This is a genomic window from Planococcus sp. SSTMD024 (genome assembly GCF_041320495.1).
Classification (GTDB): Bacteria; Bacillota; Bacilli; order Bacillales_A; family Planococcaceae; genus Planococcus.
The window spans coordinates 494325-519919 of sequence record NZ_JBGGNS010000022.1 but is presented as its reverse complement, the minus strand read 5'-3'; the positions used below and the strand labels follow the sequence as shown (position 1 = coordinate 519919).

At 50.7% G+C, this 25595-nt stretch carries 27 protein-coding genes and 1 riboswitch; of the genes, 7 read left to right on the top strand and 20 right to left on the bottom strand.

All coding sequences use genetic code 11. The annotated features are described in order from the left end of the window. Positions 1-77: 77 nt before the first annotated feature. From AB9R92_RS11375 to AB9R92_RS11360, 4 genes are all read right to left on the bottom strand, one after another. Positions 78-1457, bottom strand: coding sequence for an SLC13 family permease (locus AB9R92_RS11375; protein ID WP_370669560.1), 1380 nt, complete (start codon positions 1455-1457; stop codon positions 78-80). Between the two features lie 11 nt (positions 1458-1468). Beyond that, positions 1469-2971: a tripartite tricarboxylate transporter permease gene (locus AB9R92_RS11370; RefSeq protein ID WP_370669559.1), complete on the bottom strand. Its 1503-nt coding sequence runs from the start codon at positions 2969-2971 to the stop codon at positions 1469-1471. A 15-nt stretch (positions 2972-2986) separates the two neighbouring features. Then, on the bottom strand, positions 2987-3445 hold the full coding sequence (locus tag AB9R92_RS11365; RefSeq protein WP_370669558.1) for a tripartite tricarboxylate transporter TctB family protein: 459 nt from the start codon (positions 3443-3445) through the stop codon (positions 2987-2989). A 106-nt stretch (positions 3446-3551) separates the two neighbouring features. Further along, positions 3552-4559, bottom strand: coding sequence for a tripartite tricarboxylate transporter substrate binding protein (locus AB9R92_RS11360; RefSeq protein WP_370669557.1), 1008 nt, complete (start codon positions 4557-4559; stop codon positions 3552-3554). A 225-nt stretch (positions 4560-4784) separates the two neighbouring features. On the opposite strand from AB9R92_RS11360, the gene AB9R92_RS11355 reads away from it, so the two are divergent. Beyond that, the gene (locus AB9R92_RS11355; RefSeq protein ID WP_370669556.1) at positions 4785-4997 is read left to right on the top strand and encodes a hypothetical protein; all 213 of its coding nucleotides are present in this window, start codon (positions 4785-4787) and stop codon (positions 4995-4997) included. A gap of 119 nt (positions 4998-5116) precedes the next feature. On the opposite strand, the gene AB9R92_RS11350 is transcribed toward AB9R92_RS11355, so the two are convergent. From AB9R92_RS11350 to AB9R92_RS11315, 8 genes are all read right to left on the bottom strand, one after another. Beyond that, complete coding sequence (locus AB9R92_RS11350) at positions 5117-5785, bottom strand: response regulator (RefSeq protein WP_370669555.1); 669 nt, start codon at positions 5783-5785, stop codon at positions 5117-5119. Next, a complete protein-coding gene (locus tag AB9R92_RS11345) occupies positions 5785-7377 on the bottom strand; it encodes an ATP-binding protein (RefSeq protein WP_370669554.1) in 1593 nt (530 codons plus the stop codon). Before AB9R92_RS11345 ends, AB9R92_RS11350 begins: the two co-directional genes overlap by 1 nt. Positions 7378-7526: 149 nt before the next feature. After that, positions 7527-7973: an OsmC family protein gene (locus tag AB9R92_RS11340; protein ID WP_370669553.1), complete on the bottom strand. Its 447-nt coding sequence runs from the start codon at positions 7971-7973 to the stop codon at positions 7527-7529. A 17-nt stretch (positions 7974-7990) separates the two neighbouring features. Then, positions 7991-8929 carry a carbohydrate kinase family protein gene (locus AB9R92_RS11335; protein ID WP_370669552.1) on the bottom strand — a complete coding sequence of 313 codons (939 nt, stop codon included), beginning with the start codon at positions 8927-8929 and terminating at the stop codon, positions 7991-7993. A 190-nt stretch (positions 8930-9119) separates the two neighbouring features. Further along, positions 9120-9950, bottom strand: a complete 831-nt coding sequence (locus AB9R92_RS11330) for a MetQ/NlpA family ABC transporter substrate-binding protein (protein ID WP_370669551.1) — start codon at positions 9948-9950, stop codon at positions 9120-9122. A gap of 12 nt (positions 9951-9962) precedes the next feature. Beyond that, complete coding sequence (locus tag AB9R92_RS11325) at positions 9963-10634, bottom strand: methionine ABC transporter permease (RefSeq protein ID WP_370669550.1); 672 nt, start codon at positions 10632-10634, stop codon at positions 9963-9965. Then, on the bottom strand, positions 10624-11637 hold the full coding sequence (locus tag AB9R92_RS11320; protein WP_370669549.1) for a methionine ABC transporter ATP-binding protein: 1014 nt from the start codon (positions 11635-11637) through the stop codon (positions 10624-10626). The genes AB9R92_RS11325 and AB9R92_RS11320 overlap by 11 nt, the downstream gene beginning before the upstream one ends. Positions 11638-11707: 70 nt before the next feature. Beyond that, a riboswitch (SAM riboswitch) is annotated at positions 11708-11812 on the bottom strand. A 46-nt stretch (positions 11813-11858) separates the two neighbouring features. Then, entirely contained in the window at positions 11859-12653 is a 795-nt protein-coding gene (locus AB9R92_RS11315) for a carbon-nitrogen family hydrolase (protein WP_370669548.1), read from the bottom strand. A gap of 85 nt (positions 12654-12738) precedes the next feature. On the opposite strand from AB9R92_RS11315, the gene AB9R92_RS11310 reads away from it, so the two are divergent. Then, a complete protein-coding gene (locus AB9R92_RS11310; RefSeq protein WP_370669547.1) occupies positions 12739-13908 on the top strand; it encodes a pyridoxal phosphate-dependent aminotransferase in 1170 nt (389 codons plus the stop codon). A gap of 47 nt (positions 13909-13955) precedes the next feature. On the opposite strand, the gene AB9R92_RS11305 is transcribed toward AB9R92_RS11310, so the two are convergent. Together AB9R92_RS11305 and lepB are read right to left on the bottom strand one after the other, a co-directional pair. Then, positions 13956-16235 carry a purple acid phosphatase family protein gene (locus AB9R92_RS11305; protein ID WP_370669546.1) on the bottom strand — a complete coding sequence of 760 codons (2280 nt, stop codon included), beginning with the start codon at positions 16233-16235 and terminating at the stop codon, positions 13956-13958. A 268-nt stretch (positions 16236-16503) separates the two neighbouring features. After that, positions 16504-17025 (bottom strand): signal peptidase I, encoded by a 522-nt coding sequence (gene lepB / locus AB9R92_RS11300; protein WP_370669545.1) that lies wholly within the window; start codon positions 17023-17025, stop codon positions 16504-16506. Between the two features lie 154 nt (positions 17026-17179). On the opposite strand from lepB, the gene AB9R92_RS11295 reads away from it, so the two are divergent. Both AB9R92_RS11295 and AB9R92_RS11290 read left to right on the top strand, forming a co-directional pair. After that, positions 17180-18082 (top strand): acetamidase/formamidase family protein, encoded by a 903-nt coding sequence (locus AB9R92_RS11295; protein ID WP_370669544.1) that lies wholly within the window; start codon positions 17180-17182, stop codon positions 18080-18082. A gap of 107 nt (positions 18083-18189) precedes the next feature. Further along, entirely contained in the window at positions 18190-19209 is a 1020-nt protein-coding gene (locus AB9R92_RS11290; RefSeq protein ID WP_370669543.1) for an SEC-C metal-binding domain-containing protein, read from the top strand. Between the two features lie 34 nt (positions 19210-19243). On the opposite strand, the gene AB9R92_RS11285 is transcribed toward AB9R92_RS11290, so the two are convergent. Continuing rightward, positions 19244-19456 (bottom strand): hypothetical protein, encoded by a 213-nt coding sequence (locus AB9R92_RS11285; protein WP_370669542.1) that lies wholly within the window; start codon positions 19454-19456, stop codon positions 19244-19246. Positions 19457-19781: 325 nt separating this feature from the next. On the opposite strand from AB9R92_RS11285, the gene AB9R92_RS11280 reads away from it, so the two are divergent. Continuing rightward, the gene (locus AB9R92_RS11280) at positions 19782-20300 is read left to right on the top strand and encodes a DUF421 domain-containing protein (protein ID WP_370669541.1); all 519 of its coding nucleotides are present in this window, start codon (positions 19782-19784) and stop codon (positions 20298-20300) included. Positions 20301-20309: 9 nt separating this feature from the next. On the opposite strand, the gene AB9R92_RS11275 is transcribed toward AB9R92_RS11280, so the two are convergent. Beyond that, positions 20310-20786: an acyl-CoA thioesterase gene (locus AB9R92_RS11275; RefSeq protein ID WP_121298742.1), complete on the bottom strand. Its 477-nt coding sequence runs from the start codon at positions 20784-20786 to the stop codon at positions 20310-20312. 138 nt (positions 20787-20924) lie between these two features. Here AB9R92_RS11275 and AB9R92_RS11270 point away from each other — a divergent pair, with 138 nt between their 5' ends. Further along, entirely contained in the window at positions 20925-21755 is an 831-nt protein-coding gene (locus AB9R92_RS11270; protein ID WP_370669540.1) for an AAC(3) family N-acetyltransferase, read from the top strand. 71 nt (positions 21756-21826) lie between these two features. Here the strand turns inward: AB9R92_RS11270 and AB9R92_RS11265 are convergent, their stop codons facing one another. The 4 genes from AB9R92_RS11265 to adh form a co-directional block, all read right to left on the bottom strand. Continuing rightward, positions 21827-22414, bottom strand: a complete 588-nt coding sequence (locus AB9R92_RS11265) for a Fic/DOC family protein (protein WP_370669539.1) — start codon at positions 22412-22414, stop codon at positions 21827-21829. Beyond that, complete coding sequence (locus AB9R92_RS11260) at positions 22407-22595, bottom strand: hypothetical protein (protein WP_058382723.1); 189 nt, start codon at positions 22593-22595, stop codon at positions 22407-22409. Before AB9R92_RS11260 ends, AB9R92_RS11265 begins: the two co-directional genes overlap by 8 nt. A 180-nt stretch (positions 22596-22775) precedes the next feature. Continuing rightward, entirely contained in the window at positions 22776-23135 is a 360-nt protein-coding gene (locus AB9R92_RS11255) for a DUF779 domain-containing protein (RefSeq protein ID WP_370669538.1), read from the bottom strand. A gap of 19 nt (positions 23136-23154) precedes the next feature. Continuing rightward, positions 23155-24675 carry an aldehyde dehydrogenase gene (gene adh, locus AB9R92_RS11250; RefSeq protein ID WP_370669537.1) on the bottom strand — a complete coding sequence of 507 codons (1521 nt, stop codon included), beginning with the start codon at positions 24673-24675 and terminating at the stop codon, positions 23155-23157. A gap of 210 nt (positions 24676-24885) precedes the next feature. On the opposite strand from adh, the gene rluF reads away from it, so the two are divergent. Next, on the top strand, positions 24886-25593 hold the full coding sequence (gene rluF / locus AB9R92_RS11245; RefSeq protein WP_370669536.1) for a 23S rRNA pseudouridine(2604) synthase RluF: 708 nt from the start codon (positions 24886-24888) through the stop codon (positions 25591-25593). Positions 25594-25595: the final 2 nt, after the last annotated feature.

Here is a 25595-nt window from a genome sequence, read left to right as displayed (position 1 = left end):
ACATATAAAAAAAGCAAAAAGCCAGACCCTTAGATAGGTTTGGCTTTTTTTCTCCTACTATAAAAATGTACGCCGTTTCACCAAATGAAAATGGCAAAGACAATGGCAACAGAGGTAAGCACCATCCCCGAAAAGCCGCCAACCAGTAATTGTTCCCTTTGCGTGAATGCGCCTTTTTGGAATGCCAAAAAAGTTGTCGGTGAATGAATTGGCAAAATCGTCACTCCCCCCACGATCATGATCAATAGAAACGCCATTGCCAGAACCGGTAAATCAAGTTGCCCTGCAAAGCTCATGATGATCGGGAAAATCACAATCATGGAAGTGGAAGGAACTACAAACAAAAACCTTAACAGGAAAATGAGAATGGCCACAAAAATGATGTTGCCGGCATCTCCCATTCCAGCCGGCAAGAGACGGATCAATTGGCCGGCAAGGACACCCGCTGTCCCATTTTCTTCTATTAAATAACCGAGCGAAAATGACGCACCCAATAACAGGAAAGTTTCCCAGTCATACTCCCGGACCAGCTTGTCATCGACGAGCCCATTGATCGGCAATGCATAATAAGCCAGCAGAAGGAAGGGCGCAACGATAAGCGGGATCTGTTCCTGATCGATGACAATCCAACTGATGATCATTGCGATAAACGGCACGATCACCCACCAAAATCGCTCAGGCAGCCCTGCTTCAGGAGGAAACTCCATCTCCTCCATGTGCCGGACTTCCCCATTTTGCCGCTTGAAAAAGAACCAGACGCCGAAACTGACAATTGCCAGCGCTATCCATAGGGGCGGCGCAATGCGTAAAAACCAGCCGAGCCAGGAAATTTGCACGTCTCCGAAATCTCTGAGCAATTGGGCAGCGAGTATCGGGAAGCCGCCGCCGGTAAAGACAATCATCGTCGAGTTTTGATTCATCATCCCGATGACGTATAAGCTGAACTGCCGGAAAACGCTTCTTTCGCCCAGTTCGAAGCGGCTGTTCACTTGTTCGATAATCGGTTCAAGAATACGGAACCTCGCTACAGCGGAAGGCAGTAGAATCGGCAAAAAGGCGATCAGGAAAGGCAAACCGACGAGCAACCGCTGAACTTTGCCTTTGCTCAGCTTCAATAACATGCCGACAAACACTTGATCGGCTTTAGCTTTCACCAAGACTTTCGATACCAAGGTCAGCGCCAGGATAAAATAAAGGGCATCCGACAAAAAACCGGCAAAAGCCTGCTCCGGCTCTTCCGTCAAACGGAAAAGCAGCAGCAGGCCAAGCACCAGCAGGCTCGATGCGGCAAGCGGCATGACACTGACCGTCCATAGGCCGATGGCGATACCGAGCAGCAGCAAAGTCATTTTCTGGTCATCTGTATAGGCATCCAAAGCACCCGATATCCATAATAGAATAAAGCCTGCGAGCAGCAATGAAGTAAGAACACGCAGCATCAGCTTTGAGTTTCCCACGTTTCCACCCCTTACCGTTGTTTACGTGCAATCCTATTGCTTCTCCATTTCAAGAAAGCCGGAACCAAGAGGGACAGCAAAGAAATCAAGAGCAATGACAGCGGCAACGGGCTATTGACGAAGATGCCCAAGCTGCCATTGGAGATGGTCATGGACTGGCGGAATGCCTGTTCCATCATGCCCCCGAGGATAAACGCCAGAATGAATGGCGGCGCAGGAAACGAAAAGATCCGCATGGCAAATCCAAGCGCCCCGAAAAGCAATAGCATGTACAGGTCAAAAATGTTAAAACTGATGGAATAGACTCCGATTAAGCTGAACATGATTACGAGTGAAATGAGCAAAGGGCGGGGGATGCTCAAGATCTTCGCCAAATAAGGAATCAGCGGCAAGTTCAGGATCAACAGGAATACATTCCCTAAATACATGGAAGCGATGATACCCCAGAAGATTTCCGGGCGGTCCGACATGAGCAGCGGGCCCGGCTGTACGCCAAGGACCAAGAATGCGCCGAGCATGACAGCCGTCGTTCCGGAACCTGGGATGCCAAGGCTCAAGAGTGGCACGAATGCACCGCTCGTCGCCGCATTATTGGAACTTTCCGGTGCTGCAATCCCTTTGATGGACCCTTTCCCGAATTCTTCAGGATTTTTCGCTATGCGCTTTTCAAAGATATAGCTGATGAACGACGCGATGGTCGCGCCTGCCCCAGGCAGTACGCCGAGCAGGAAGCCGACAAAGGACTGCCTGCTGACAGGCCCGCTCATTTCCTTCAGGTCCCCTTTGGACAGCTTTAAGCTGCCGAGTTTCTGGTCATCGCTCAAGCTCCGGTTTTTCCGGTTCAATACGAGTATGCATACTTCCGCAACGGCAAAGAGGCCGAGGGCGATGATCAGAAAGTCGAAACCGTCGAACAGGTTGACGTTCCCGAACGTGAAACGCTGTGTACCGGTTTGCGGGTCGATGCCGATCGTTACCACCATAAAGCCGGCAACAGCAGAAATCATCGCTTTGATCGTCGAACCTTCCGATAAACTGGAGATGGCCGTTAAGCCCATGAACATCAAGGCAAAGTATGCCGGCGGGCCGAATGAAATCGCGACACTTGATAATGCCGGCGCCAACAGCATCAGCAAGACAACCGAAACGGTCCCCCCGACGAAGGAAGCGATCGCTGCGATAGCGAGCGCTTTGCCGGCTTGGCCATTTTGTGCCATTGGGTAACCGTCGAAAGACGTGGCGACTGTGCCGGAAATCCCTGGGGCGTTCAACAGGATCGAGGAAGTCGATCCACCAAAGACCGCCCCGTAATAAACCCCGGCCATCATGACGAGCGCGGGCGCCGGATCCATCCCATATGTAATCGGGATCATGATTGCAATGGCACTGATTGGGCCGAGCCCTGGCATCATGCCGATCAATGTGCCGACAATGACGCCGATCAGCACAAACATGATTCCTTCCAAACTTAAAGCAACTTGAAAACCGGTCAATAAACCTTGAAATGCATCCATAATGAAACTCCCTCCTTAAATCGGCAAGATGCCGCGCGGCAATACGATCCCCAGCGCGAAAACGAAGATGACATACATTACAATCGGGAACAGAAGGGAGACCAAAATGTTCGTCTTCCATGCTCTATAACCTAAAAACCATGAACAGAAGAAGATGAATAACGCCGTCATGATGATAAAGCCGATCGTTTCAAACAAAAAGATGTAAACAAAAATCATGGCGAAGACGGCACCAAGAACACCAAACTCTTTTTTGGGAATATCCCGCTTTTTCTTTTCCGCTTCCGTTTCTACCGCCCGGGAGAAAAACAACAGGACGGCCAGTATCAATAAAAGTATCCCGAGCCCTTTTGGGATGACATCCGCATCGACAGGGGCATATTGATAGTTGGGCAATTGGAAACTCAAATACAAGTAAACGGCTGCGATGACAAAAATAAGCAAGCCTAATCTACGGTTTATAGTTGCGAGCAAACGAAACCCCTCCTTTTAACTGAAAAGAGAGAAACCGAATGCCTAAGATCCGGTTTCACTTCTGTGAGTATTTTCCTGTTAGACTGCTTCGGCAATCGTAAATTCTTTATTGACCTAAGCCGATCTCCTCGAGCAATGCGGCAATTTCCTCTTTTTCTGTCGCAAGGAATTCGCTGTATTCTTCACTGCCCATGTACATTTCGTTCCAGCCGTATTTCTCGCGGACTTCCGCGAACTCTTCGGATTCACTCAATTCCTGGAATTTGGCTTCGTAGTAGTCGACCGCTGCTTGATCCATGCCCGGTGGCCCGAAGAATCCGCGCCAGTTGACGAAGCTCTCATCGATGCCCTGCTCGATCGCTGTCGGGAATTCAGAAAGCACGTCCCCTTCCATGCGCTCTTCCGCCGTCACACCCAGAACTTTGATATTGCCGGCACGCACTTGCTCGATCGTTTCGCCGACACCGGTGGAGAATACATCTACCGACCCGTTCAGAACCGCTGTCAATGCCCCGCCTTCTTGGTCAGAAACGTATTTGATCTTTGTCGGATCCACGCCTGCCGCTTTGGCGATGCGGACAAATTGCATATGGTCCATGCTTCCTGGGGCAGATGTTCCGATAACCGTGACGCTTGCCGGATCATCTTTCATCTGGTCGAACAGGTCGTTCAAATCTTCGAATTCGCTATCTTCACGCACAGCGAACGCGCCGTAGTCGGCAATCATATTGGCAAGCGGCGTAAAGTCTTCATGGCCATGTTCCGATTGGCCGTTGAGCGGCACGAACATGAGTGGCGGTGAAGCGACGAACATGCTGTGCGGATCGCCTTCTTTTGCATGGACATATGCCCAGCCGATTGCCCCGCCTCCGCCTTCTCGGTTGATGACGGTCATATTTTCATCGATGATTTCCGTTTCCCCGAAGACACGGGCCACTTCACGGGCCGTCGTATCCCAGCCGCCGCCTGACCCGGCCGGTGCCACCATTTCAATCGTCTTCGACGGTTCGAAGCTTCCGCCTTCTCCCCCTGTATTGGCCGCGTCGTCGGATCCGCATCCGGCGAACGCTAAAGCGCTTACAGTCAAGACACTGGCAAAAATCGTTTTCTTCATTTTATTTCCCCCTCAGTTTAAGTAGTTTTCTTATGTGTTGAAGTATAACTGCGAATTTTCAGAATGTAACCGTTTGCAAAATAAGCTGTATAAAGGATTTTGTGAACATTTTGTTCATAAAGTTTACGGGGAAGTTGCTATTTTACTGATATTTCATTTATAGGAAACAGAAGGGAATTGTGCTAGGGTATAGATAGAAGCGAATGGATATTAAGGAGGCCGAAAATGAAACGTATCTCAGCCATTACTCCGGGCATGGCGGCCATTGCGCTTGGCGTTGCATTATTTCTTGCCATCGGTACCGCCATCGCCGCTCAAAGCTATTTCAGCTATGTAGAAGTAACCGAAGCGGCTGATCGCTGTTACGAGTTGGGCGGATTTCCTGAAATCGAGAAAAGCGGTTGGCAAATGACCTACTTCGAATGCCACACCGATTGATTGCCGTAAATGAAACGGCAACTCAAAAAAGCAACTCCCCCGGTTTTGGGAAGTTGCTTTTTCATTTTTGAGAAACTCTGGAAAAGTTTGTCTCCCAGAGCGCACCCTTGGCTTTCATTTCATTTCACAAAGTATTTCCGTTCGGGCCTGCCGACAATGCCGTAGCCGAGCTCGGCGTAGCAATCGCCTGTTGACACCAAATATTCCAGGTAGCGCCTGGCGGTCGTGCGCGAAGCGCCCATTTCTTCGCCCATTTTTTCAGCCGTGATGCCCTCTTCGTACTGTTCCAATAACTTCTGGACTTTCTGCATCGTCAGCGGGTCGATGCCTTTGACCGCTGGCGCCTCTTTTTTGACTGCCTTGACCCCGAACAGTTCATCCAAATACTGCTGATCGATGGTTTCTTGGCTCGACAAGCTTTCCTTGTCTTGCCGGTATTTCTCGATGGTGGCCGTGAACTGGCCAAGTTCAGCAGGTTTTAAGATGATGCCTTTTACGCCTTTTCGCAGTGCCGTTTCGATATACTCCCGCTCGTTTGCCGCCGAGACGAGGATGATGTCGGTCTCCGGGCTTTCTTTCCTTAACTCATCAATCAACTCGATGCCGAGCCCATCCGGCATGTAATTGTCCAATAGCACCAAATCCGGCCGCTCTTGCTTGACCGCCGCCAGCGTTTCTGCGCAGTCTTTCGCTTTCGCCGCCAGTTCCACTTGTTTAATCTTTGCTAAAAACTTCTCGTGCACTTGTGCAACACGAAAATCATCTTCTGCAATCACTACCCGCAGCATTACGCCACCTCCATCGTTTTTTTCGGGATAAAGACGCTAAATACCGTCCCGCGCTGCGGCGTCGAATCCACTTCGATCCAGCCATTCAAGTCTTCAACCGCTTGTTTGACGATCGCCAAGCCGTAGCCCCTATCCGCTTTTTCCAGTTTCGTGGAGAATCCTTGCGTGAAAAATCGGTCGAGGTTTCCGGTTTCGATTCCGCGCCCGCTGTCCTGGACTTCGATGACCAAGTCATTGCCGATATCGGTAATGAAGAAAGACACTTCTTTGCGGTCGCATGCCTCGACTTCTTCAATGGCGTTGTCGATCAGATTCCCGACAATGTGAATGACTTTGGATATATCGACATGGGCAGGCAATTTGGCGAGCGAACTGTTTTCATCCACCAATAGCTCGACTTTCGCTTCGGATGCTTTTCCCATTTTGCCGAGCAGGATCGCCTGAACTTTTTTATCTTCGATATGATTCAGTGTATGCTTTGTCTGCTTTTCATGATGATTCGTTTCTTGCTGGATCAGCCGGACCGCTTCCTCAGTCTCCTCCAACTGGAGAAGCCCGGATATGGCATACAGTTTATTGGCGTATTCATGTGTTTGCGCCCGCAGGCTTTCTGAGTATTGACGGATTTCCGACAAAGTTTCCAGTACTTCCTGCACTTCCGTTTTTTCACGGAATGTTGAAACGGCGCCGGCCACTTCCCCTTCTGCCCAAATCGGCTTTTGGTTGACGATAAAAACGGTCCCGCCAATCAGGATTTCTTTGTTCTTCCATGAATTCCCTGTCGTTAAGGTTTCACCCATCCTCAGTTCCGGCAAGATATCATCGGATGGGGTGTGGAGAAAGCTTTGGTCCATGGCGAGCATCTTTTCTGCCGAACTGTTCAACTCGGTGATGCGGCCTTCCTTATCGATGGCGATGACCCCTTCGATAATTGATGACAGCAAAGCTTCCCGGTCCTGATACAAGCGGGCGATTTCCCTGGGTTCAAGACCGAGCGTATCTTTCCGGATATTCCTCGCGAGCAGGACACTGCCCAGGACGCCGATAACGAGCGTCAATAAAGCCAGCCCCATCACGTCCATAACATTGCCGAAAATGATTGCTTCAATATCTTCGATCATATAACCGACCGAAATGACACCGATGACGCGCCCGTCGCCGTCATAGATTGGCGCTTTGCCGCGCAGGCTTCTGCCGAGCGAGCCGAATGCTTCAGACACATAGACTTTGCCTTCTTGAAGGGCGCGTTCGTTATCGCCGCCGACCATTTTTTTGCCGATTTTGTCGGGATCCGGATGTGAATAACGGATGCTCTCCCTATTGCCGATAACGATAAACTCAGCGCCTACTTGCTTGCGCAGATACTCAGCGATCGGCTGGATTTGCAGCGCCGGTTCCTCGTCATCCATCGCTTCGACAATCGTCGGCATGGCCGAAATGCCGATCGCCGTTTCTTGCGCCCGCTGGCCGATGTTCTCTTTGATTTCCGCAATTTCCTGATAGCTCAAAATCCCGCCGAACACCGCCGTCGTCAACAGCACGAGCGATGTCGTCAACAGGATGATTTTGGTTTGCAGCGATAATTTTTTCATGACACCCGTCCCCTGTATAGACCGTTTTTCATTAAATGTAGTCTACCACATCCCGAAACGGCTGGAACAAAAAATTCTTAATCGTCTAAAAACATTATTGCTCAATAAAAAGCCCTGATTTCCCGCAAGCGGTCAACCAGGGATTTACTTTATGCTTTTATAATATCGGCTTCCAGTTCGACTGCGACATTTCCTTGAATGGCGCGCGTGATCATGCAGGAAGATTCCGCTTTTTCCGCAAGTTTGTGCGCCAGCTTGAATTCCTTTTCTTCTGCATCCGCCGACAAGACAACTTTCGGGCGGTGAATGATCTTTTTATAAGTTATGACGCCATTTTCGACTTCCACGATTCCTTCCGACTCCATCGTCAGCGACTCTTTCGGCAGTTTGCTGCGCTCCATCATCGCCGCAAGCGTGATGATATAGCAGGTCGCTGCCGCACCGAGCAGCATTTCGTCGGGATTCGTGCCGACCCCTGGGCCGTCCATTTCCGGGGGAATCGAGATTTGCGTCTTCAAATTCCCCGATTCGATTGTCCCGACATCGTTTCGGTTGCCGGGCCAGTCTGCTGTTAAATGAAAACTATGCAAAGCCATTGCTGTTTCCTCCTCTTCTATTCCCACTCTTCCATATCTTCGCTTCGCGGCATCGCTGTGATGGCTCCCGCCCGTGTTGCACAAAGAGCCCCCAGCTTATTGCCGAAGTCTGCGCAAGCAACCAGTTGTTGCTGATCTTCCGGCATGCCGTTGAAATGGACATGGCGGATGATGCCTGCCATGAACGCATCCCCGGCACCCGTCGTATCTACCGGCTTGACCGGCTCGACCGGCACATGGGTCGTCTCGTCTTTATATACCGCGTGCGTGCCATGCTCACCGTCCGTGACAAAAACGACAGGAAGCCCGTAAGCCTTCAGGCGCTCGATGCCCGCTTCCATTGAATCGGCTTCCATGAGGAACAATAATTCGTCAACCGTCAATTTCAAAATATCCACCTGCGGCAAAAAGCGCAGGACGGTCTGGCGGCACAGCTCCTCGCTTTCCCAGCGCAGCGGCCGGATATTGACATCGCATGAACAAATCACTTCTTGAGACTTGGCCAACTCCAATGCCTGGGTCGTTGTTTTACGCGCTTCCGGATGGAAAAGCGTTCCTGAGCAAAAATGGAACAGGCTCGCGGATTCGAACGCTTCGTCCGCCAGTTCGTCTGCTTTTACTTGCAAATCAGGCGTCTCATTGTCGTAAGAAGCGAAGACGCGATCGTTCGTTTCCGTTAAATGAATATAGACGCCGCTGATGCGTTTTTCTGGACGTTTAATTGAATGTGTCAAATCGACCCCTTCTGCTCGTAGCGCCTGGCAGAAAAAGTCCGAGATCTCATCATCGCCGGTGATTGTGATGAATGCTGAAGGAACCCCGAGGCGGCTAACGCCGGCAGAGACGTTGACGGTGGCGCCTCCGAGATACAGATCGAATAAATCATTGTTTTTGGTGGTTGCGATATAATCGACAAACGCGTCGCCGTAAGTCAGGACGTGCCTGTTAGCTTCCATAATCCTCTCCCTTTCTCCAAAGAACCCTCGTCCGATGCAGATACTGCCTGCATCGGCCTATTGAAATTCACTTTCCCTATTATTTCAACAGAAAACAAGCAGGGCAAGGAAAAAGCCTGTAAAGCGCGTCGCAATGGTATTTCACATAAAAAACAGCCGGAGAAAAAAACTCTCCGGCTGGCTTATGTCGTTATTCAGCCATCCACTCCGGTTTCCCGAAGCCTTCGAATTGCTCGTCGATGACTGCTTCAAATTCTTCCGACTCGACGATCTCGACCAAATCCGCCGCCAGTTCACTGTCTTCATTTTCCGCCGAAACAGCGACGACATTGCGGTACTGGTCCGGCATGTTCTCAAGCGCCAATGCATCAAGCAAATCCATGTCCGCCGCGAGTGCGAAGTTGCCTGGAACGGCAGCAAGGTCTGTGCCTTCAACCGCGCGCGGCAATTGCCCTGCTTCAATCGGCTGGAACACAAGGTTCTTCGGATTTTCCGTGACATCGCGCTCAGACGCCTGGAGCACTTCCGCTTCCGGGTCAAGTTCGACCAAACCTTCGTCCTGCAGCATCAATAATGCACGCGCGCCGTTGACTGGATCGTTCGGAATCGCGATGGTCGCCCCGTCGGATACCGCATTCAAGGAATCGAACTCATTGGAGTAGATGCCCATCGGCGCGGTCGGGACCGTAATCAAGGCACTCAAATCCATATCGTTTTCTGTTTCGAAATTCTCCAGGTAAACGGTGTGCTGGAACAAGTTGGCGTCGATCTCGCCGTTGTTCAACGCATTGTTCGGCTGGATATAATCGCTGAATTCGATTGTTTCCACTGTATAGCCTTTTTCTTCAAGCGCCGGCACGATCGCTGCGTTCAGCATATCGCTATAAGGGCCCGCTGTTGCGCCGAGCTTGATGTCTTTCGACGCTTCGCCGCCTTCTGTCGTTCCTGTGTCTGCTTCTTCTCCGCCGCATGCAGCCAGTGCGAGCGCGCTCGCTGCCAATATCCATGTGAGTTTCTTCATGTCATTCTCCCCTTATCGTTTATCCAGTTTTTTGGCGGTAAAGTCGCCGGCCTGTTGAATCAATTGGACGAGCACGATCAAAATGACGACCGTCACGATCATGATCGTATTATCATAGCGGTAATAACCGAAGCGGATCGCCAAATCACCGATGCCGCCGCCACCGACCACGCCTGCCATCGCGGAATAGGCGATGAGGCTGATGACCGTCAGCGTGATGCCTTGGATGAGGCTCGCTTTCGCTTCCGGCAAGAGCACATCTTTGATGATCATCCACGGCGTGGCGCCGACTGCGATGGCCGCTTCGATGACGCCTTTATCGATGTCACGGAGCGCCGTTTCCACGATGCGCGCAAAAAACGGAATCGCTGCCACCGACAAGGAAACGCTCGCTGCGACCGGCCCGATGGTCGTGCCGGTAATCAATTGCGTCAGCGGGATGAGTGCTACGAGCAAAATGATGAACGGAATCGACCGGACGATGTTGACGATAAATCCGATGACGGAATTGACCGGGCGATTTTCCCAGAACAAGCCGCGGTCTGTGATGAACAATAAAATGCCGAGCGGCAAGCCGATAACAAGCGCCACGCCAAGCGAGATGCCGATCATGATTAAAGTCTGGTAAAAGGCCACTTGGATTTCCGGCCATAATTCAATGATTCTTTCCCATTCAATTCCCATGATCCATCACCTCCACAATCGCTTCACGCTGCTCTAGGTAGTGAATCGCCTGACTCACATCTGCTTGAGCGCCTTTCAGTTCCATAACGAAAATGCCGAGTGGCAACTCCTGGATGTATTCAATCGCCCCGTGCAGGAAATTCCCTTTGACCGGATAGCTTTGCAGCATATCGGAAATAATGCCATCGCCGGCGACTTCGCCTTTGAACAAGACTTTGACGATCGTGCCGTCGCATTTTTTCAGGATTTCTTCCGGCACGTTGAACGATACGACGCTCGAGATGAATTCCTTTGTCAACGCGGTCTTTGGATCGGCGAAAATATCGTAGACACGGCCTTCTTCGATGACGCGTCCGCTTTGCATGACCGCCATGCGGTCGCAAATTTCCTTGACGACGTTCATCTCGTGCGTAATCAACACAATCGTGATATTGAGCTTGCGGTTGATGTCTTTCAATAAGCGCAGAATCGATAAAGTCGTATTCGGGTCGAGCGCGGATGTCGCTTCGTCGCATAACAGCACGGCCGGGTCATTGGCGAGTGCGCGGGCGATGCCGACGCGCTGCTTCTGTCCGCCGCTCAGCTGTGCCGGGTAGACCCCCCGCTTGTCAGACAAGCCGACCATTTCGAGCAGTTCATCGACGCGCGGTCCGATTTTCTTGCTCGGCGTTCCGGCTGCGCGAAGGGCGAACGAAATATTCTCAGCGACCGTCTTTTGGCTGATCAAGTAGAAATGCTGGAAGATCATGCCGATTTTGAGCCGTGCTTTCCGCAAGCCGTCGCCACGCAGCTTCGTTAAATCCTGGCCGCCGACTTTCACGGTGCCTGACGTTGGCCGTTCAAGCAAGTTGATGCAGCGGATGAGGGAACTTTTTCCGGCGCCGGAATAGCCGACGATGCCGAAGATTTCACCGGTCTTCACTTCCAAAGTGACATCATCGACGCCTTTGACCGTGCCGTGTTTCGTTTGATAAGTTTTGCTCAGTTGTTCGATTTGAATCATGCTGTCCACTCCCCCAGGCAAATAAAAAATGCCTCTTTTATCAAAAAGAGACATCGAAAATTAACATTTCGACTTATCTTTCAGAATGAAGTTCATTCTGCAGGACTTGGCACCTTCCCATGCTGGGGGTTGCCGGACGTCATAGGGCCTTACCCTCGGTCTCTCTTGATAAGCATGCGTATTTGGTTGTTTTCAATATTACCTGCACGGGCAACAGCTTGTCAATGCGATTTTTCAAACTTTTTGTACAATGGCACACGGCGGTCGTCGAATACCGGGATGCGGCCCCGCACTTCGTCGACTTCGGAAAGGTCGATATCGGTATAGCCGATGCCTTCCTCCTGGTCCATATCCATCCGCACTTCGCCCCAAGGCGCGATGACCATCGAATGGCCGCCGAACTCATTTTTCGGGTCGCTGCCGACCCGGTTTGCGGCGATGATAAAGCATTGGTTCTCAATCGCGCGCGCCTGCAGCAGGATGCGCCAATGATCGATGCGCGCTGCCGGCCATTCCGCAGGCACGAAAATCGCCTTCGCGCCGTTCAGCGCTTGTGCGCGCAGCCATTCCGGAAAGCGGATGTCGTAACAGATGACGCCGCCATAGGTCTCCCCGTCCAGCTCGAATGTGCCGAGCGACTGGCCTTCTTCAAGGTGGATATGCTCATCCATCAAGCCGAAGCGGTGCGCTTTGTCGTACTCTGAAACGAGTGCGCCCGTGCTGTCGACCACATACATCGTATTGTAGAAACCGTCCTCTTTCTTCGTGGAGACCGAGCCCCCGACGATATGAACCTTGTGCTCTTTGGCGAATCGCTTCAAGAAATCCGCAGTTCGGCCATTGCCGTCCGCAAGTTCATCAAGTTCGGTCAAGGCATAGCCGGTATTCCACATTTCAGGCAGGACGATAAGCTGTGCGCCGTTTTCTGCCGCTTTTTCCAAATAACCTTTCACGCGCTGAAAATTCGTTTCGGGGTCGCCGAAAGCGATATTCATCTGCACACAAGCGATCTTCATATACTCTCCCCCTGTAGACAGTTTAGATTAAACTCTATAAGATTTGAGGTAGATGTGCAATTATTTAGAAAACAAGGAGGATTCCATGGACTTTTCAAATCGCTTAAAAAATCTTCCGGATCAATTTTTCGCCACGCTTGTCGCGAAAGTTTCCAAAGCGGCCGACGAGGGGCGCGATGTCATCAATCTGGGTCAAGGCAATCCCGACCAGCCGACACCGCCGCACATTGTCAAGGCGTTGCAAGAAGCAGTAGCCGATCCGAAAACGCACCGCTACTCACCGTTTCGCGGGCTTGGCACTTTGCGCCAGGCCGCCGCAGATTTCTATAAACGGGAATACGGCGTCGACATCGACCCCGACCTTGAAGTCGCCATCATGTCCGGCACGAAAATTGGCTTTGTCGAATTGCCGGTTGCCTTGCTTAACCCCGGGGATTCGCTTTTATTGCCAGACCCGGGCTATCCGGATTATTTATCGGGCGCACCGCTCGCCGACATCGAACTCGATTTGATGAAGCTCGAGCAGGCAAATGGCTATTTGCCGAACTATGACGCAGTGTCAGAGTCGATTCGCAAACGCGCCAAACTCATGTATTTGAATTACCCAAACAACCCGACCGGCGCTACAGCCAACCAGCCTTTCTTTGACGAGACCGTGCAGTTCGCCAAAGACAACGATCTTGCGGTAGTGCATGATTTCGCTTACGGGGGCATCGGATTCGACGGCCAAAAACCGGTCAGCTTCCTGCAGTCCGAAGGGGCGAAAGATGTCGGCATTGAAATGTATACTTTATCGAAAACTTATAATATGGCCGGCTGGCGAATCGGTTTTGCAGTCGGCAACTCGAAGATGATCGAAGCCCTCAATTTAATCCAGGATCATTTGTTTGCGGGCATTTTCCCGGCCGTGCAGCTTGCTGCTGCTGAGGCACTTACTGCAAGCCAAGCATGCGTGGATGACTTGGTCGAACTGTACGAAAAAAGGCGCCAAGTGCTGGTTGACGAATGCCGCCGGATCGGCTGGGGCGTGGAAGCGCCGAAAGGCTCATTCTTTGCCTGGCTGCCGGTTCCAGAAGGCTTCACGAGCGTCGAGTTCTCGGATTATTTGCTAGAGAAAGCAGATATCGCCGTTGCAGCAGGCAGTGGATTCGGCTCCGCGGGCGAAGGCTTCGTGCGTGTCGGGCTATTGGTCGATGAACAACGCATCAGAGAAGCGATCCAGCGAATCGAGAAATTGGGCATTTTCACTAAATAGGCAAAAAAAAAAAAAAAAAAAAAAAGAAGGCATCGCGCCTTCTTTTTTTATTTTTTATTAACCACCATTTCCATGTCCCAATACAGGTCGGAACTGAAGCGATCGTCTTGATGCACCTGGGCAGCCAGCACATTTTCGCCGTCTTTCATCTGGGCAAGGGCCTCTTCGTCCAAGTAGATGCGCTCGATTCGGTCTTCTCTGCCGAAGTCTTCATCGCTCACCGCTTCCTGGTAGTCCTCAAAACCGAACTCGCCTGTCTCGGGCATATTGAAGCGCATGATTTCTTCTCCATTTAAATAGAGGATGACGGCATCATCGACACCGAATTCCACATAACCGAGATTGCCGATTTCTTCAGCATCTTCCACTTCAAATGCCGTCCTGAAATAAGTCAAGGCGTTTTTGTCGGTCTCGTCCCCGCCGTAACCGACGAGCGTTTCCACAGGACCGAATTCCGGCCGTTCCTCATCTTCCGGAAAGCCTAGAGGGCCAGTGCCTTGCGCCCAATCGCTGTCATCGAAACCAGCTTCAATCCAGTCTTTTTTCTGGTCGCTGCCATCATCGAGGTAGCGCCACTCACTTCCTCCTTCGAGCAGTTTGGTTTCTTCATGTTCCACCAATTCGAATTCAATCGCATTGCTTTCCCATATTTCGCCGCCAGCTTCCACTTCCGCATATACTTCCACTTTTCCAGGCTCCGCATCTTCTGCCGCCTGGACTTTTCCGTCTTTTATTTGGACATCATCCCGGCTCGTACGGTATGTGACCGATTCAGGCGAAATATCGTATTGGCCGCCTTCGACATTTTCTCCTGTCAGCTTCAATTCCGCTTCGGGATAGAAGGAATTCTCCTCGGTTGCCAGCACGGCGCTATTTGCTTCAAGTTCGACTTTTTCGAGCGCCGGCACGACCGTTTCGATGGACGGATCCTTGATGATCTCGTATTCATCGACCAGTTCTTCCGTATCCGTGCGGTAGGTCTCAAAGCGCAAACGCGTCGGTTCAACTTGGATAGTCATGTAAGTCGGCACGCCCCATTGTTCACGAACCGCTGAATACGGTTCGCGTTCGCTCTGCATGCCGTAGAACTTGCTGCCGCTCGCGGTACTGCCGGTAATATAGACGGTGCCTTCCGGATTGACCGGTGTATCGCCTTGCATCATGTGATTCTTCAACGGCTGGAAATTTTCCATTTGGTAGGTCCGGACATAGGAATGGTCATGCCCCATCAGCACCGCATCAAAATCAAGTTCGTCTATTGTCGGCACAAGCTGTTCGCGCAGCTCCAGCACTTTTTCGCTTTGCGAATGTGCAGCGGCGCTATAGATCGAATGATGGAAAACGAGTACCTTCCATTTCCACTCGCGCCCTGAAGTCGCTTCAGCTGTCTCCTTCATGAACTGGATGTGTTCTTCCGGATTTCGACTATTGGAATTCAAGTTCATGAACAAAGTATCTCCGTAAGAGAAATAATAATTGCCCCCGGAGTTGTCGTAATTGCCGAGTTCCCAATTTTCGTTCGGGACATTGAAGTGGTAGGCATAATGATAGGTGTCGTCGTGGTTGCCGATGGTGGTCGCTGTCGGATAATGGCGCAGCGGATCAGGCGCGAAATAAGCGGCATATTCTTTTTCGGAATAGCGGGCATCCACCTGATCGCCTGCCGACAGGATGAAACTTGCGTCGGGATTCTGGCCAATTGCTTGCCGCAAAGTCTTTTCCCAGCCTCTTTGGTCTTCAGCAATATTGCCTGATGCCCCGATTTGCGGATCGGCGATCATCACAAATTCATATGAAGACGGATCTTGTGTCTTGAAATGGAAAGCTTGCGTCCAATTGCCCCGGCCGTCTCCCAAACGGTACATATAATCCGTTTCATTTTCGAGTTGGGTGATCACCGCTTCGTGGGCAGAATAGCCGTACGTGGCATTTTTCAATGATGCATCGATGGTCAATGCGGCGTTTTCCGGAAAATCTTCAGAACCGGGAGAGACTTTCGCATATTGGACTTGGCCCGCACGTGAGGTGCTAGGTGAATACCAGGAAAAGTTCATCTGCGATTCATCGCTCCCCGGCGCGAATGCAATATGGGATGCAGGGTATGCACCGTCTTCCTCGCCATCCATAAAGGCCCTGTCCATGAACAGCAGCGAACTGGCAAGGTGCGATTGAAACGCCTGGCGTTGCCCTTCCATTAAATGCGCCGCCCCGATTTCAAGCACGCCTTCTGCCGCCGCCGTTTGCTCCCCGCCCAGTTGAAGAACCGCGCCGCCCGCAATAAACGCTATCAAAATATATCGTCCAGCATCCTGCCAAATTGTCTTCATTTCCCCACCCCTTCATAAACAATACGATCTATTATTTTTCAAATATTCAGTAATTAAATCTTATCATAATTCAATTGAACTAAAAAGAAATAAAATGTGAATATTTAGAACTATTTAAAGTGATTTGAAATTCTTTTTGTATATCCCTGGGTATTCCTTAAGCAATGCTTGGTTCCCATATACACCAAAAATAAAATCGCAGCCATACAAAAAGCCTTTTCCGAAGAGTACATGCTCAACGGCAAAAGCTTTTGCTAAAACTCATTATTCATTCCACGAATCCAAAATCCCTCAAAGGCGCAAAGCGGAATTTCACTTCACCAATCACATCTTGCTCCTGGATAAATCCCAGCACGCGTGAATCCGTGCTATTACCGCGGTTGTCTCCCAGAACATAATAGCAGTCTGGCGGAACGGAAAACTCACTGGTTATACCAGCCGGTGCGGTGATGCCAGTATTTCCGCCCTCATCCAAGTATGGTTCTTCCAGCGGCTGCCCGTTCAGTAGAATTTCCCCTCCTGCTATCTGGAGATGGTCTCCGGGAACGCCGATCACCCGTTTGATGAAGCGGCTGCCGTCCGGGGCGAAAAATACGATTGTATCGAAGTTGCCGATTGTTGTCGCTTTGCTCAACACTAATTTATCATTCTCGTGAAAGCTTGGCTGCATCGATCCGCCTTCGACGATAACCGGCTCGAACAGGAACTGGCGGACACCAAGGATGATGAATGCCGTCAAAAGCAGCATCTTCATCCACACGAGCATTTCTTTGACCGGATCTTCATACACAGCGTCTCCCCCGCCCCACTTTTTTTCTCTAGTTTACTATAGCGCTTCACGCCTTGCACTTGAAGATTCCATGCTCGATAATGGTAGTGTATGAGTTGAAAGAATTATCAGAATCAAAAAGATTTTCCATTTTAATTCAAAAGGAGTGAGGTTTATGAAAACATTGCCTGCACAAGATGTCATTTATGCTTTTTCCAAAACACACGAACCGAGCCTTCGCGCAGCAGCGGGGGATACGGTGACAATCGAGACTTTCGATTGCTTTAAAAACCAGATTCAGTCAAGCGACCAAGAAGTTGCCGCCATCGATTGGGACCAAGTGAATCCTGCGACAGGGCCGATCTTCATCGAAGGGGCCGAAATCGGGGACGTCTTGAAAGTAGAAATCAAAGACCTTGAAATCGGCGAGCAAGGCGTTATGGTCACGGGGCCGGACCTCGGGGTGATGGGCCACCGGATGGAATCGATGGAAGCGAAAATCATTCCCATTCAAAACGGCAAAGCCGTCTTCAATGAACGGCTGCAGCTCCCGCTGAATCCGATGATCGGCGTTATCGGCGTTGCACCGGAAGGCGAGCCCGTTTCATGCGGGACACCGGGCGCGCACGGCGGAAATATGGATACGAAACTGATCACAAAAGGCGCAACGCTTTATTTCCCTGTGGCAGTTGAAGGGGCGCTGTTCGCACTCGGTGACTTCCATGCGGCGATGGGGGACGGCGAAGTCAGCGTTTCCGGCATTGAAGTGCCTGGCAGCGCCACTGTCCGATTCGATGTCATCAAAGGCAGTCATTTAAAGCATCCTTTGCTCGAAAATGAAGACGGTTTGGCGTATCTCGTCTCCGCGATGACCTTAGACGAAGCCGTTTCCACTGCGGTTGAGGAGATGATCGATCTGTTGCTTCCGCAATCCGGCTTATCCGTCAGCGAAATGACCATGCTCATGAGTGCAGCCGGCGAAACGCAGATCAGCCAAGTCGTTGACCCTCTCGTGACGGCCAGGTTCTTCGTCCCACGCCACGTGCTGCAAGGGTTAGGCTTCCGTTTATTTTCTTGATATGGGAATTACAAGGAGATATAGGGCTATTTAACCGTCTGAATCGTCAGACTTTTGAGCGCCGAAAGATTTTATGTTACACTCAAGAAAAAATGTAGGTGATTAGAATGGTAGGAAGAAATGATCCGTGTCCATGTGGCAGCGGAAAGAAATATAAGAAATGTCACGGGAAACAACAGACCGTTTCCATCAATGATTTGGTGAATGAAGAGCTGTTCCAAGTCAGACAGCAATTCTTCTCGGAAAACCCAAACCGTGACCAACTAGCGGATTTCCGCGCGCTCCAGCAGGATTGGCAGCCGCGCTTGATGAAATCGATGGCAGAAAACGATGCACAGGCTTTCGTTATCGAAAATTTCCTGTTCATGCAAAAACCGGAACTATGGCAAAACTTCCTGTCTAAGCAAATCGAACAGACGCAACGCCCAACAACGAAAGAAGTGTTGGAGCAATGGCCAAACTTCCGCGTATTCCTCGGCCAATTGGTCACAGGGGATACAGAAAAAGCGGAATTGAAAGATGCCTTCACCGGTGAAACTTACGTCATGGCAGACCAGCCACCGACGGATATGGAAGAAAACCAAGGGCTTCTTGCGATTCTTCTGCCAGATGCGCGTGCAGGCGAACAAGGCATCCTGTTCCTGAACGGCTATTTGACAATCGTCGGCAAGTTCGACCCATTCTTTGAGCAGCTGCAAACACGCATCGAAGAAAAAGGCGCATCAGCGAACGAAGATTACCTTCGCGAGCATTATCTTGAAGTGGTCGAGCATATCGTCCAATACTCGACAGGCGCTGTCGAGGAAAGCATCGAGCTTTCCCCGGAACATCAATCGGTCATGGATGAATTGAAAAAACACATCGACGAAGCGGATTTCGATGAAGAAACCGTAACGAATGTGACAAGCATCCTCAACAGCTATCTGGTCAGCCAGCAGCCGACCGTCCAGAAACCGGAAGCACTCGTTGCCGGCTACTGGCGTTTCCTGCAGGACCATGAACTGATTCAAGGGCCCATGCTTTCTGCAAAAGACTTGAGTGAAAAATTCGGCGTTTCATCAAGCACAATCCTGAAACGCTCTAAAGAATTCGGCTCTTATTTTGAAGAATTGCTAGCTAAAAAATAACTGACGAAAGCACCGGAATTTTCCGGTGCTTTTTTTAATCGTCTTTTTTTCTTCTGAAGGTGATCAGGATATACAGCAAGATTCCAGATACCGCGAAGAACAAATAAACACGCCAAAACAGGCCGTTTAGCCAATCCATTGAGGTAAAATCAAGCCAATTATTCAGTAATGTGACAAAAAACAGGACGATGCTCAGAATAAATACAGCCATGCCTGTAAAACGGAAAAAATGACGGACACCTTCCATCTTTTCACCTCTCCTCGCTTCTCTTACTCCCCTATTCCCGAATTAAGATGGCTTGAACAGGTAAATTGCATGAATTCCTAGTTAAGACTCCGCCTCTTATCTTTTCTCTTGAAACTATCCACAAAATTCCGTTTCACGTCCAGATTTCTAGGGAAAGCCCATATTAAGCGCGAAAAAACGGCAGTTATGCACAATAATTAACAAAATTCCGTGGGTTATGTGGGTAAATGTCGAAATTCACAGTCGATTTCCATTGATAATGGACTTATCCACATGTTAATAAGCCTGTCTTATCTTTTCGCATTCTAAAAGGAGGAAGAGCCGAATGTTCGAAATAAGCTTGGACAGTTTCATCCGAATCGTCACAGTGGGCGTTCTGGCGTATATCGGCTTATTGGTGTTTCTGAGAACCTCAGGAAAGCGGACCTTAACGAAGCTGAACGCCTTCGACCTCGTCGTGACCGTAGCTTTAGGTTCCACTTTGGCAACGATCCTGCTCGACAGCAACATCAGTTTATGGGAGGGCCTTACAGCATTTGCCGTCTTGATCGTCCTGCAGTATTTGATTACCTTCACGGCAGTGCACTCAAAAAGCTTCAATAAACTGATCAAATCAGAGCCGCGGCTGCTGTTTTCGGAAGGTGAATTCCTGGAACAGGCCATGCGCGACGAACGCGTCAAAGATATTGAAATCATGCAAGCGGTACGCAATTCAGGCGAAGGCGACCTGAAGAACATTAAAGCTGTCATCCTCGAGACGGATGGCAGCATGTCGGTCATCACCAATCAAACGGGCAGCGCCCTCGCCAATGTGAAAGAGAACGCAAAAAAGGATCCCTTGTAGGATCCTTTTTTATCTTGGCGTCTTCGCGCGCTGTTTCCTGTGTTCCCGGCGTGCAGGCGCTGATTCGAAAAACAGCTTCTCGCCTTCTGTCTCAGGATAGACCGGTGGTACCGGTGTCGGCTTTCCGTTCTCGCCGATCGCGACCAACGTCAAAAACGATTCGGTCGTCAAGCGTTCTTCCCCGGTTTCCAAATTCTTTGATTTGACGCGCACATACACTTCCATCGAAGTTCTGCCGGTTGATGTGACATTTGCTTCCAATTCCAATACGTCCCCCACCTTTGCAGATGACAAGAAATCCACCGAATCGATCGAGGCCGTGACGACAATGTGGCGGCTCGCATGTTTCATCGCCGAGATGCCGGCAATTTCATCGATATAGGCGAGCACTTTCCCGCCGAAGATCGATTCCATGTGATTGGTGTCAGGCGGAAGCACCAGCTTGGTCTGGATGGTCCGTGATTCGCGCATAGGTTTCGCTTCCATCTATTCCCCTCCTCTTTCTTCCCTAAAGTTATTCCCGCTGCTGAAAATTTTCAATCCCCCACGGGTCCGTTCCACTCGAAAAATAAAAACCAAAATTCCTCCTTATGGTAAAGTGGAAAAAAAGGGGGAACCAAGTCCATGTCTGATCTTTTACAAATTCTGAACACACCCGATTTTCAATCCAAGGATTCGCTGAAGCGGCAACTGCAGGAACTCGGAGTTGCTGCGGGCGATCACTTGATGGTTCATTCCTCGCTGAAGTCGATGGGCTGGATTGCCGGAGGCGCGCAGGCAGTCGTTGAAGCTTTGATGGAAGTCATCACTCCTGAAGGCACTCTCGTCATGCCTTCACAGTCTGCCGATAATTCCGATCCCGTCTACTGGATGGCTCCACCGATCCCTGAGAATTGGCATCAGCCGACACGCGACCAGATGCCGGCGTACGACCCCGACCTGACGAATATGCGCGGCATGGGAAAAATACCGGAATGTCTCCACCGACATCCGGCCACGATCCGCAGCCCCCATCCGACCCATTCATTCATCGCCTGGGGACAGTTTGCCGCTGAGTGGATGGCGGAACAGCCGCTGGAAGATTCGTTCGGCCCGGCGTCGCCTCTTGGAAAAATGATGGCACATCAAGTGAAGATCCTGCTTGTTGGCACCGGGTTCGATTCGTGCACCGCACTCCATTATGCAGAATTCCTGCAGCCGGAGCGTACGACTTCCCCGCAAGGTGCAGCGATGTACGTCAAAGGAGAGCGTCAATGGGCCACCTACGATTGTGTCGACATGGATTCAGACCGCTTCCCGGAAATCGCCAAAGACTTCCCTGGAATTATCACTGAAGGAGTTCTCGGCCAAGCGGAAACCAAGCTCACGGAAATGCGCCCGCTCGTGGAGTTCGCAATTGATTGGCTCCTCAAAAATCCAGCGCCTCAGGAACAGCCCGAACAAAAAAACAAATAAAATAGGCTGAAGCGGTGGATTGCCTGCCGCTTCAGCCTATTTTTCTGTCGAGATGCGCCCGGTTGGCACATTCAACTGATGATTTCTCCCAATAAAGCTTCCAGGCGCTCATTGTCTTTGTTAAAAGAGTCCACAAACGCATTGATGATATGGGCAGGCTCTTCAATCATCGCCCAATCCAGCCGGTAGCCAGCATTCAATGCAAGCTGGCGGGCAAATTCACGTACTGCCCTGCCATTGCCTTCACGGAAAGGATGGAGCGCATTCAATTCCGCCAGATAATGGGCGAGGCGCTGGATAAAAACGTCTTTGCTTAAGCCCTTCAAATAATCCTCTTCAGCCAATTCATCGAAAAGCTGCTTCAGCTGGCCGGCTAAATGTTTCGGGTGGGCGAATGTCGAACTTCCCTTGGACGTCATTTCCTCGCGCAGCTTTCCCGCAAACGGGTAGACATCCTGCAGCAAGCAACGGTGGATATCGAGAAACACCTTGAGATCGGATGGGTCTTTTGGCTTTTTCAATTGCAGTTCCGACAAGCGGTAAAGCGCGTAGACCGTCTCCAATTCCTTCAACTTGTCTTCGTCGCGGATATCGAATGCATTCACCAACACATCAGTTCCAGGGTAACAGTACATCGACGTGTGCTGGTATTTAGACATCGAAACGCGCTTTGATGGCCTGGTGGAATTGAGCTTCCGTCCGTTCTCCGGTCAGGACAGAGCGGACAAAATTCCGGTCTTCATGGGTCACATCAAACCCTTCCGTTACGAGAGAGTGTGCGGCGCAGGAAATCGCGTGATTTGCTTGTTCATGGGATACCCGGTTAGCTAAATTCGTCACATGGATGACCACCTTTCATTCTGCTATTATAGCATTTTGGCGCCTTTTTTTCCACGATTCCCCCTCCTCAAAAACGGCTAAAATGGCTCCACAAAAGCTTTTTTTGCGCCTTTTATTCTTCCGGCTTTTACATACTTACAGAAAAATTCCCGAATGCCGAGCATCCGGGAATTTCTCTTATTATTGATTTTGCAGTTCTTCGTTTTCTTCTGCCGTGAAGACGCGCGAACGGGTAAGGAATCGTTTCCCTTCTGCGCCTTCCAGTGAAAACATCCCACCGCGCCCAGGCACGGCATCAATGATTAATTGCGTATGGCTCCAATAGTCAAACTGGCTTTTATGCATGTAAAACTCGCTGTCGCCAATGACTCCCATCAATACATCCTGATCGCCAACCATCAAGTCACCTTTTGGATAGCACATCGGCGAACTGCCGTCGCAGCAGCCTCCCGATTGATGAAACATCAATGGGCCGTGCTTTTCCTTCAAGGTGTTGATCAGCTCCAAGGCGGCGTCTGTGGCGATTACCCGTTCTGTCATGGCTAGCCCTTCTTTCTGATTAGAAGAACCCAAGCTTGTCTTCGCTGTAGCTGACGAGCATGTTCTTCGTGTTTTGGTAATGGCTGAGCATCATCAAATGGTTCTCACGACCGAATCCGGACATTTTGTAGCCGCCGAATGCTGCGTGCGCAGGATACTGGTGGTAGCAGTTTGTCCATACACGGCCTGCCTGGATGCCGCGGCCGAAACGGTAAGCCGTGTTCGTGTCGCGCGTCCAGATGCCGGCGCCCAAGCCGTATAGCGTATCGTTGGCGATTTCCATTGCTTCCTCTTTGGTCTTGAACGTAGCGACCGCAAGTACAGGCCCGAAAATCTCTTCCTGGAAAATGCGCATTTTGTTATCGCCTTTAAAGACAGTCGGCTGGATGTAGAAGCCTTCTGAAAGATCGCCTTCCAAACGGTTGCGGTCTCCACCTGCCAACACTTCTGCGCCTTCCTGCTTGCCGATCTCGAGATAGGATTGGATTTTCTCCAATTGCTCCGTGGATGCCTGGGCTCCCATCATTGTCGCCGGATCCAGCGGGTTGCCGGTCTTGATTTCTTCGACGCGCTTGATGGCGCGCTTCATGAATTCCTCGTAAATATCTTCCTGGATCAAGGCACGGGATGGGCATGTACACACCTCGCCTTGGTTCAAGGCAAACATGACAAACCCTTCCACCGCTTTATCAAGGAATGCATCGTCCTGGTCCATGACATCCTTGAAGAAGATGTTCGGCGATTTCCCGCCCAGTTCGAGCGTTACCGGAATCAGGTTTTGCGACGCATACTGCATGATCATGCGGCCTGTCGTCGTTTCGCCGGTGAAAGCGATTTTGCTGATGCGCGGGCTGGATGCAAGCGGCTTGCCTGTTTCGATCCCGAATCCGTTGACGATATTGAGGACGCCTGGAGGCAGCAAATCGCCGACCAACTCAGCCCAGACGAGTATGCTCACGGGCGTTTGTTCAGCCGGCTTCAAGACGACGCAGTTTCCTGCCGCTAGCGCTGGAGCGAGCTTCCAGACCGCCATGAGAAGCGGGAAGTTCCAAGGGATGATCTGGCCAACCACGCCAAGAGGCTCATGGAAGTGATAAGCGACCGTATCGTTGTCAATTTGGCTGATGCCGCCTTCTTGTGCGCGAATTGCGCCGGCAAAATAACGGAAATGGTCGATTGCGAGCGGCAAATCGGCGTTCAAGGTTTCACGGACCGCTTTGCCGTTGTCCCAAGTTTCAGCAACCGCCAGCATCTCCAAGTTCTCTTCCATGCGGTCAGCGATCTTCAAGAGGATGTTGCCGCGTTCTGTCGTGGACGTTTTCGCCCACGCTTCTTTCGCTGCATGCGCAGCATCCAGCGCCGATTCAACATCTTCTGCGCTTGAACGCGCCACTTTCGTGAACACTTTGCCATTTACCGGCGATAAGTTCTCAAAATACTGGCCGTTTTTCGGCGCCTGCCACCCGCCGTTTATATAATTATCGTATTGCTCTTTGAAATTCACTTTGGAACCGTCTGTGTTCGGAACTGCATATACCATTGCTACATCTCCCCTTTGCTTGTTTTAGCCCGATTATGTATACGCTTTCAAATCTCGTATGGCGCATCATTAATTTCGGGGCTCGCCTCTATATATTGTCAAATAAATCGGAAAATTGCAACTGTTAGCCTACAAATTTTTTTCTTATAAGGGCCATCTGGAGTATAATGGGACCAGACAGTGGAAATATACAAGCGAAAGGATTTTTTTATGCGAATCAATAAATTCCTCAGTGAAACAGGCATCACTTCCCGACGCGGGGCGGATAAATTCATCGAAGCCGGCCGCGTTGAGATTAACGGCCAAAAAGCGGAGCTCGGCAGCAAAGTCGAGCACGAAGACGAAGTGCGGGTCGATGGCAAATTGATTCAGCAGCCGAAACGCGCTTACGTTTACCTGGCGCTCAATAAACCGGTCGGCATCACCAGCACAACCGAGCGCCATATCGAAGGCAATATCGTCGATTTCGTCAACCATCCGGAACGCATCTTCCATGTAGGGCGGCTCGATAAAGATTCAGAAGGGCTCATCCTCATGACCAATGACGGCGACATCGTCAACGAAATCCTGCGGGCCGAGCACGAACACGAAAAGGAATACATCGTGACGGTCGATAAACCAGTCACCGATGAATTCTTGGAGAAGATGGAGAGCGGCGTCGAGATCCTCGATACGGTGACACTTCCCGCGAAAGCCGAACGGATCGCCAAGCACGTCTTCAAACTGACCTTGCAGCAAGGACTCAACCGGCAGATCCGCCGCATGTGTACAGCGCTCGGCTACGAAGTAAAACGCCTGCAGCGCATCCGCATCATGAACATCCGCCTCGGCAATTTAAAAGCCGGCGAATGGCGCGACCTGACGGAAGAAGAAAAACAGGAATTGTTCCGCCAGCTCGATTACCAACCGAAACGCTAAGG

Coding starts and splice junctions, on each gene's coding strand:
- AB9R92_RS11370 (WP_370669559.1), bottom strand. CDS start 2,971: ATGGATGCATTTCAAGGTTTATTGACCGGTTTTCAAGTTGCTTTAAGT.
- AB9R92_RS11360 (WP_370669557.1), bottom strand. CDS start 4,559: ATGAAGAAAACGATTTTTGCCAGTGTCTTGACTGTAAGCGCTTTAGCG.
- AB9R92_RS11355 (WP_370669556.1), top strand. CDS start 4,785: ATGAAACGTATCTCAGCCATTACTCCGGGCATGGCGGCCATTGCGCTT.
- AB9R92_RS11350 (WP_370669555.1), bottom strand. CDS start 5,785: ATGCTGCGGGTAGTGATTGCAGAAGATGATTTTCGTGTTGCACAAGTG.
- AB9R92_RS11345 (WP_370669554.1), bottom strand. CDS start 7,377: ATGAAAAAATTATCGCTGCAAACCAAAATCATCCTGTTGACGACATCG.
- AB9R92_RS11340 (WP_370669553.1), bottom strand. CDS start 7,973: ATGGCTTTGCATAGTTTTCATTTAACAGCAGACTGGCCCGGCAACCGA.
- AB9R92_RS11335 (WP_370669552.1), bottom strand. CDS start 8,929: ATGGAAGCTAACAGGCACGTCCTGACTTACGGCGACGCGTTTGTCGAT.
- AB9R92_RS11330 (WP_370669551.1), bottom strand. CDS start 9,950: ATGAAGAAACTCACATGGATATTGGCAGCGAGCGCGCTCGCACTGGCT.
- AB9R92_RS11325 (WP_370669550.1), bottom strand. CDS start 10,634: ATGGGAATTGAATGGGAAAGAATCATTGAATTATGGCCGGAAATCCAA.
- AB9R92_RS11320 (WP_370669549.1), bottom strand. CDS start 11,637: ATGATTCAAATCGAACAACTGAGCAAAACTTATCAAACGAAACACGGC.
- AB9R92_RS11315 (WP_370669548.1), bottom strand. CDS start 12,653: ATGAAGATCGCTTGTGTGCAGATGAATATCGCTTTCGGCGACCCCGAA.
- AB9R92_RS11310 (WP_370669547.1), top strand. CDS start 12,739: ATGGACTTTTCAAATCGCTTAAAAAATCTTCCGGATCAATTTTTCGCC.
- AB9R92_RS11305 (WP_370669546.1), bottom strand. CDS start 16,235: ATGAAGACAATTTGGCAGGATGCTGGACGATATATTTTGATAGCGTTT.
- AB9R92_RS11295 (WP_370669544.1), top strand. CDS start 17,180: ATGAAAACATTGCCTGCACAAGATGTCATTTATGCTTTTTCCAAAACA.
- AB9R92_RS11290 (WP_370669543.1), top strand. CDS start 18,190: ATGGTAGGAAGAAATGATCCGTGTCCATGTGGCAGCGGAAAGAAATAT.
- AB9R92_RS11285 (WP_370669542.1), bottom strand. CDS start 19,456: ATGGAAGGTGTCCGTCATTTTTTCCGTTTTACAGGCATGGCTGTATTT.
- AB9R92_RS11280 (WP_370669541.1), top strand. CDS start 19,782: ATGTTCGAAATAAGCTTGGACAGTTTCATCCGAATCGTCACAGTGGGC.
- AB9R92_RS11275 (WP_121298742.1), bottom strand. CDS start 20,786: ATGGAAGCGAAACCTATGCGCGAATCACGGACCATCCAGACCAAGCTG.
- AB9R92_RS11270 (WP_370669540.1), top strand. CDS start 20,925: ATGTCTGATCTTTTACAAATTCTGAACACACCCGATTTTCAATCCAAG.
- AB9R92_RS11265 (WP_370669539.1), bottom strand. CDS start 22,414: ATGTCTAAATACCAGCACACGTCGATGTACTGTTACCCTGGAACTGAT.
- AB9R92_RS11255 (WP_370669538.1), bottom strand. CDS start 23,135: ATGACAGAACGGGTAATCGCCACAGACGCCGCCTTGGAGCTGATCAAC.
- adh (WP_370669537.1), bottom strand. CDS start 24,675: ATGGTATATGCAGTTCCGAACACAGACGGTTCCAAAGTGAATTTCAAA.
- rluF (WP_370669536.1), top strand. CDS start 24,886: ATGCGAATCAATAAATTCCTCAGTGAAACAGGCATCACTTCCCGACGC.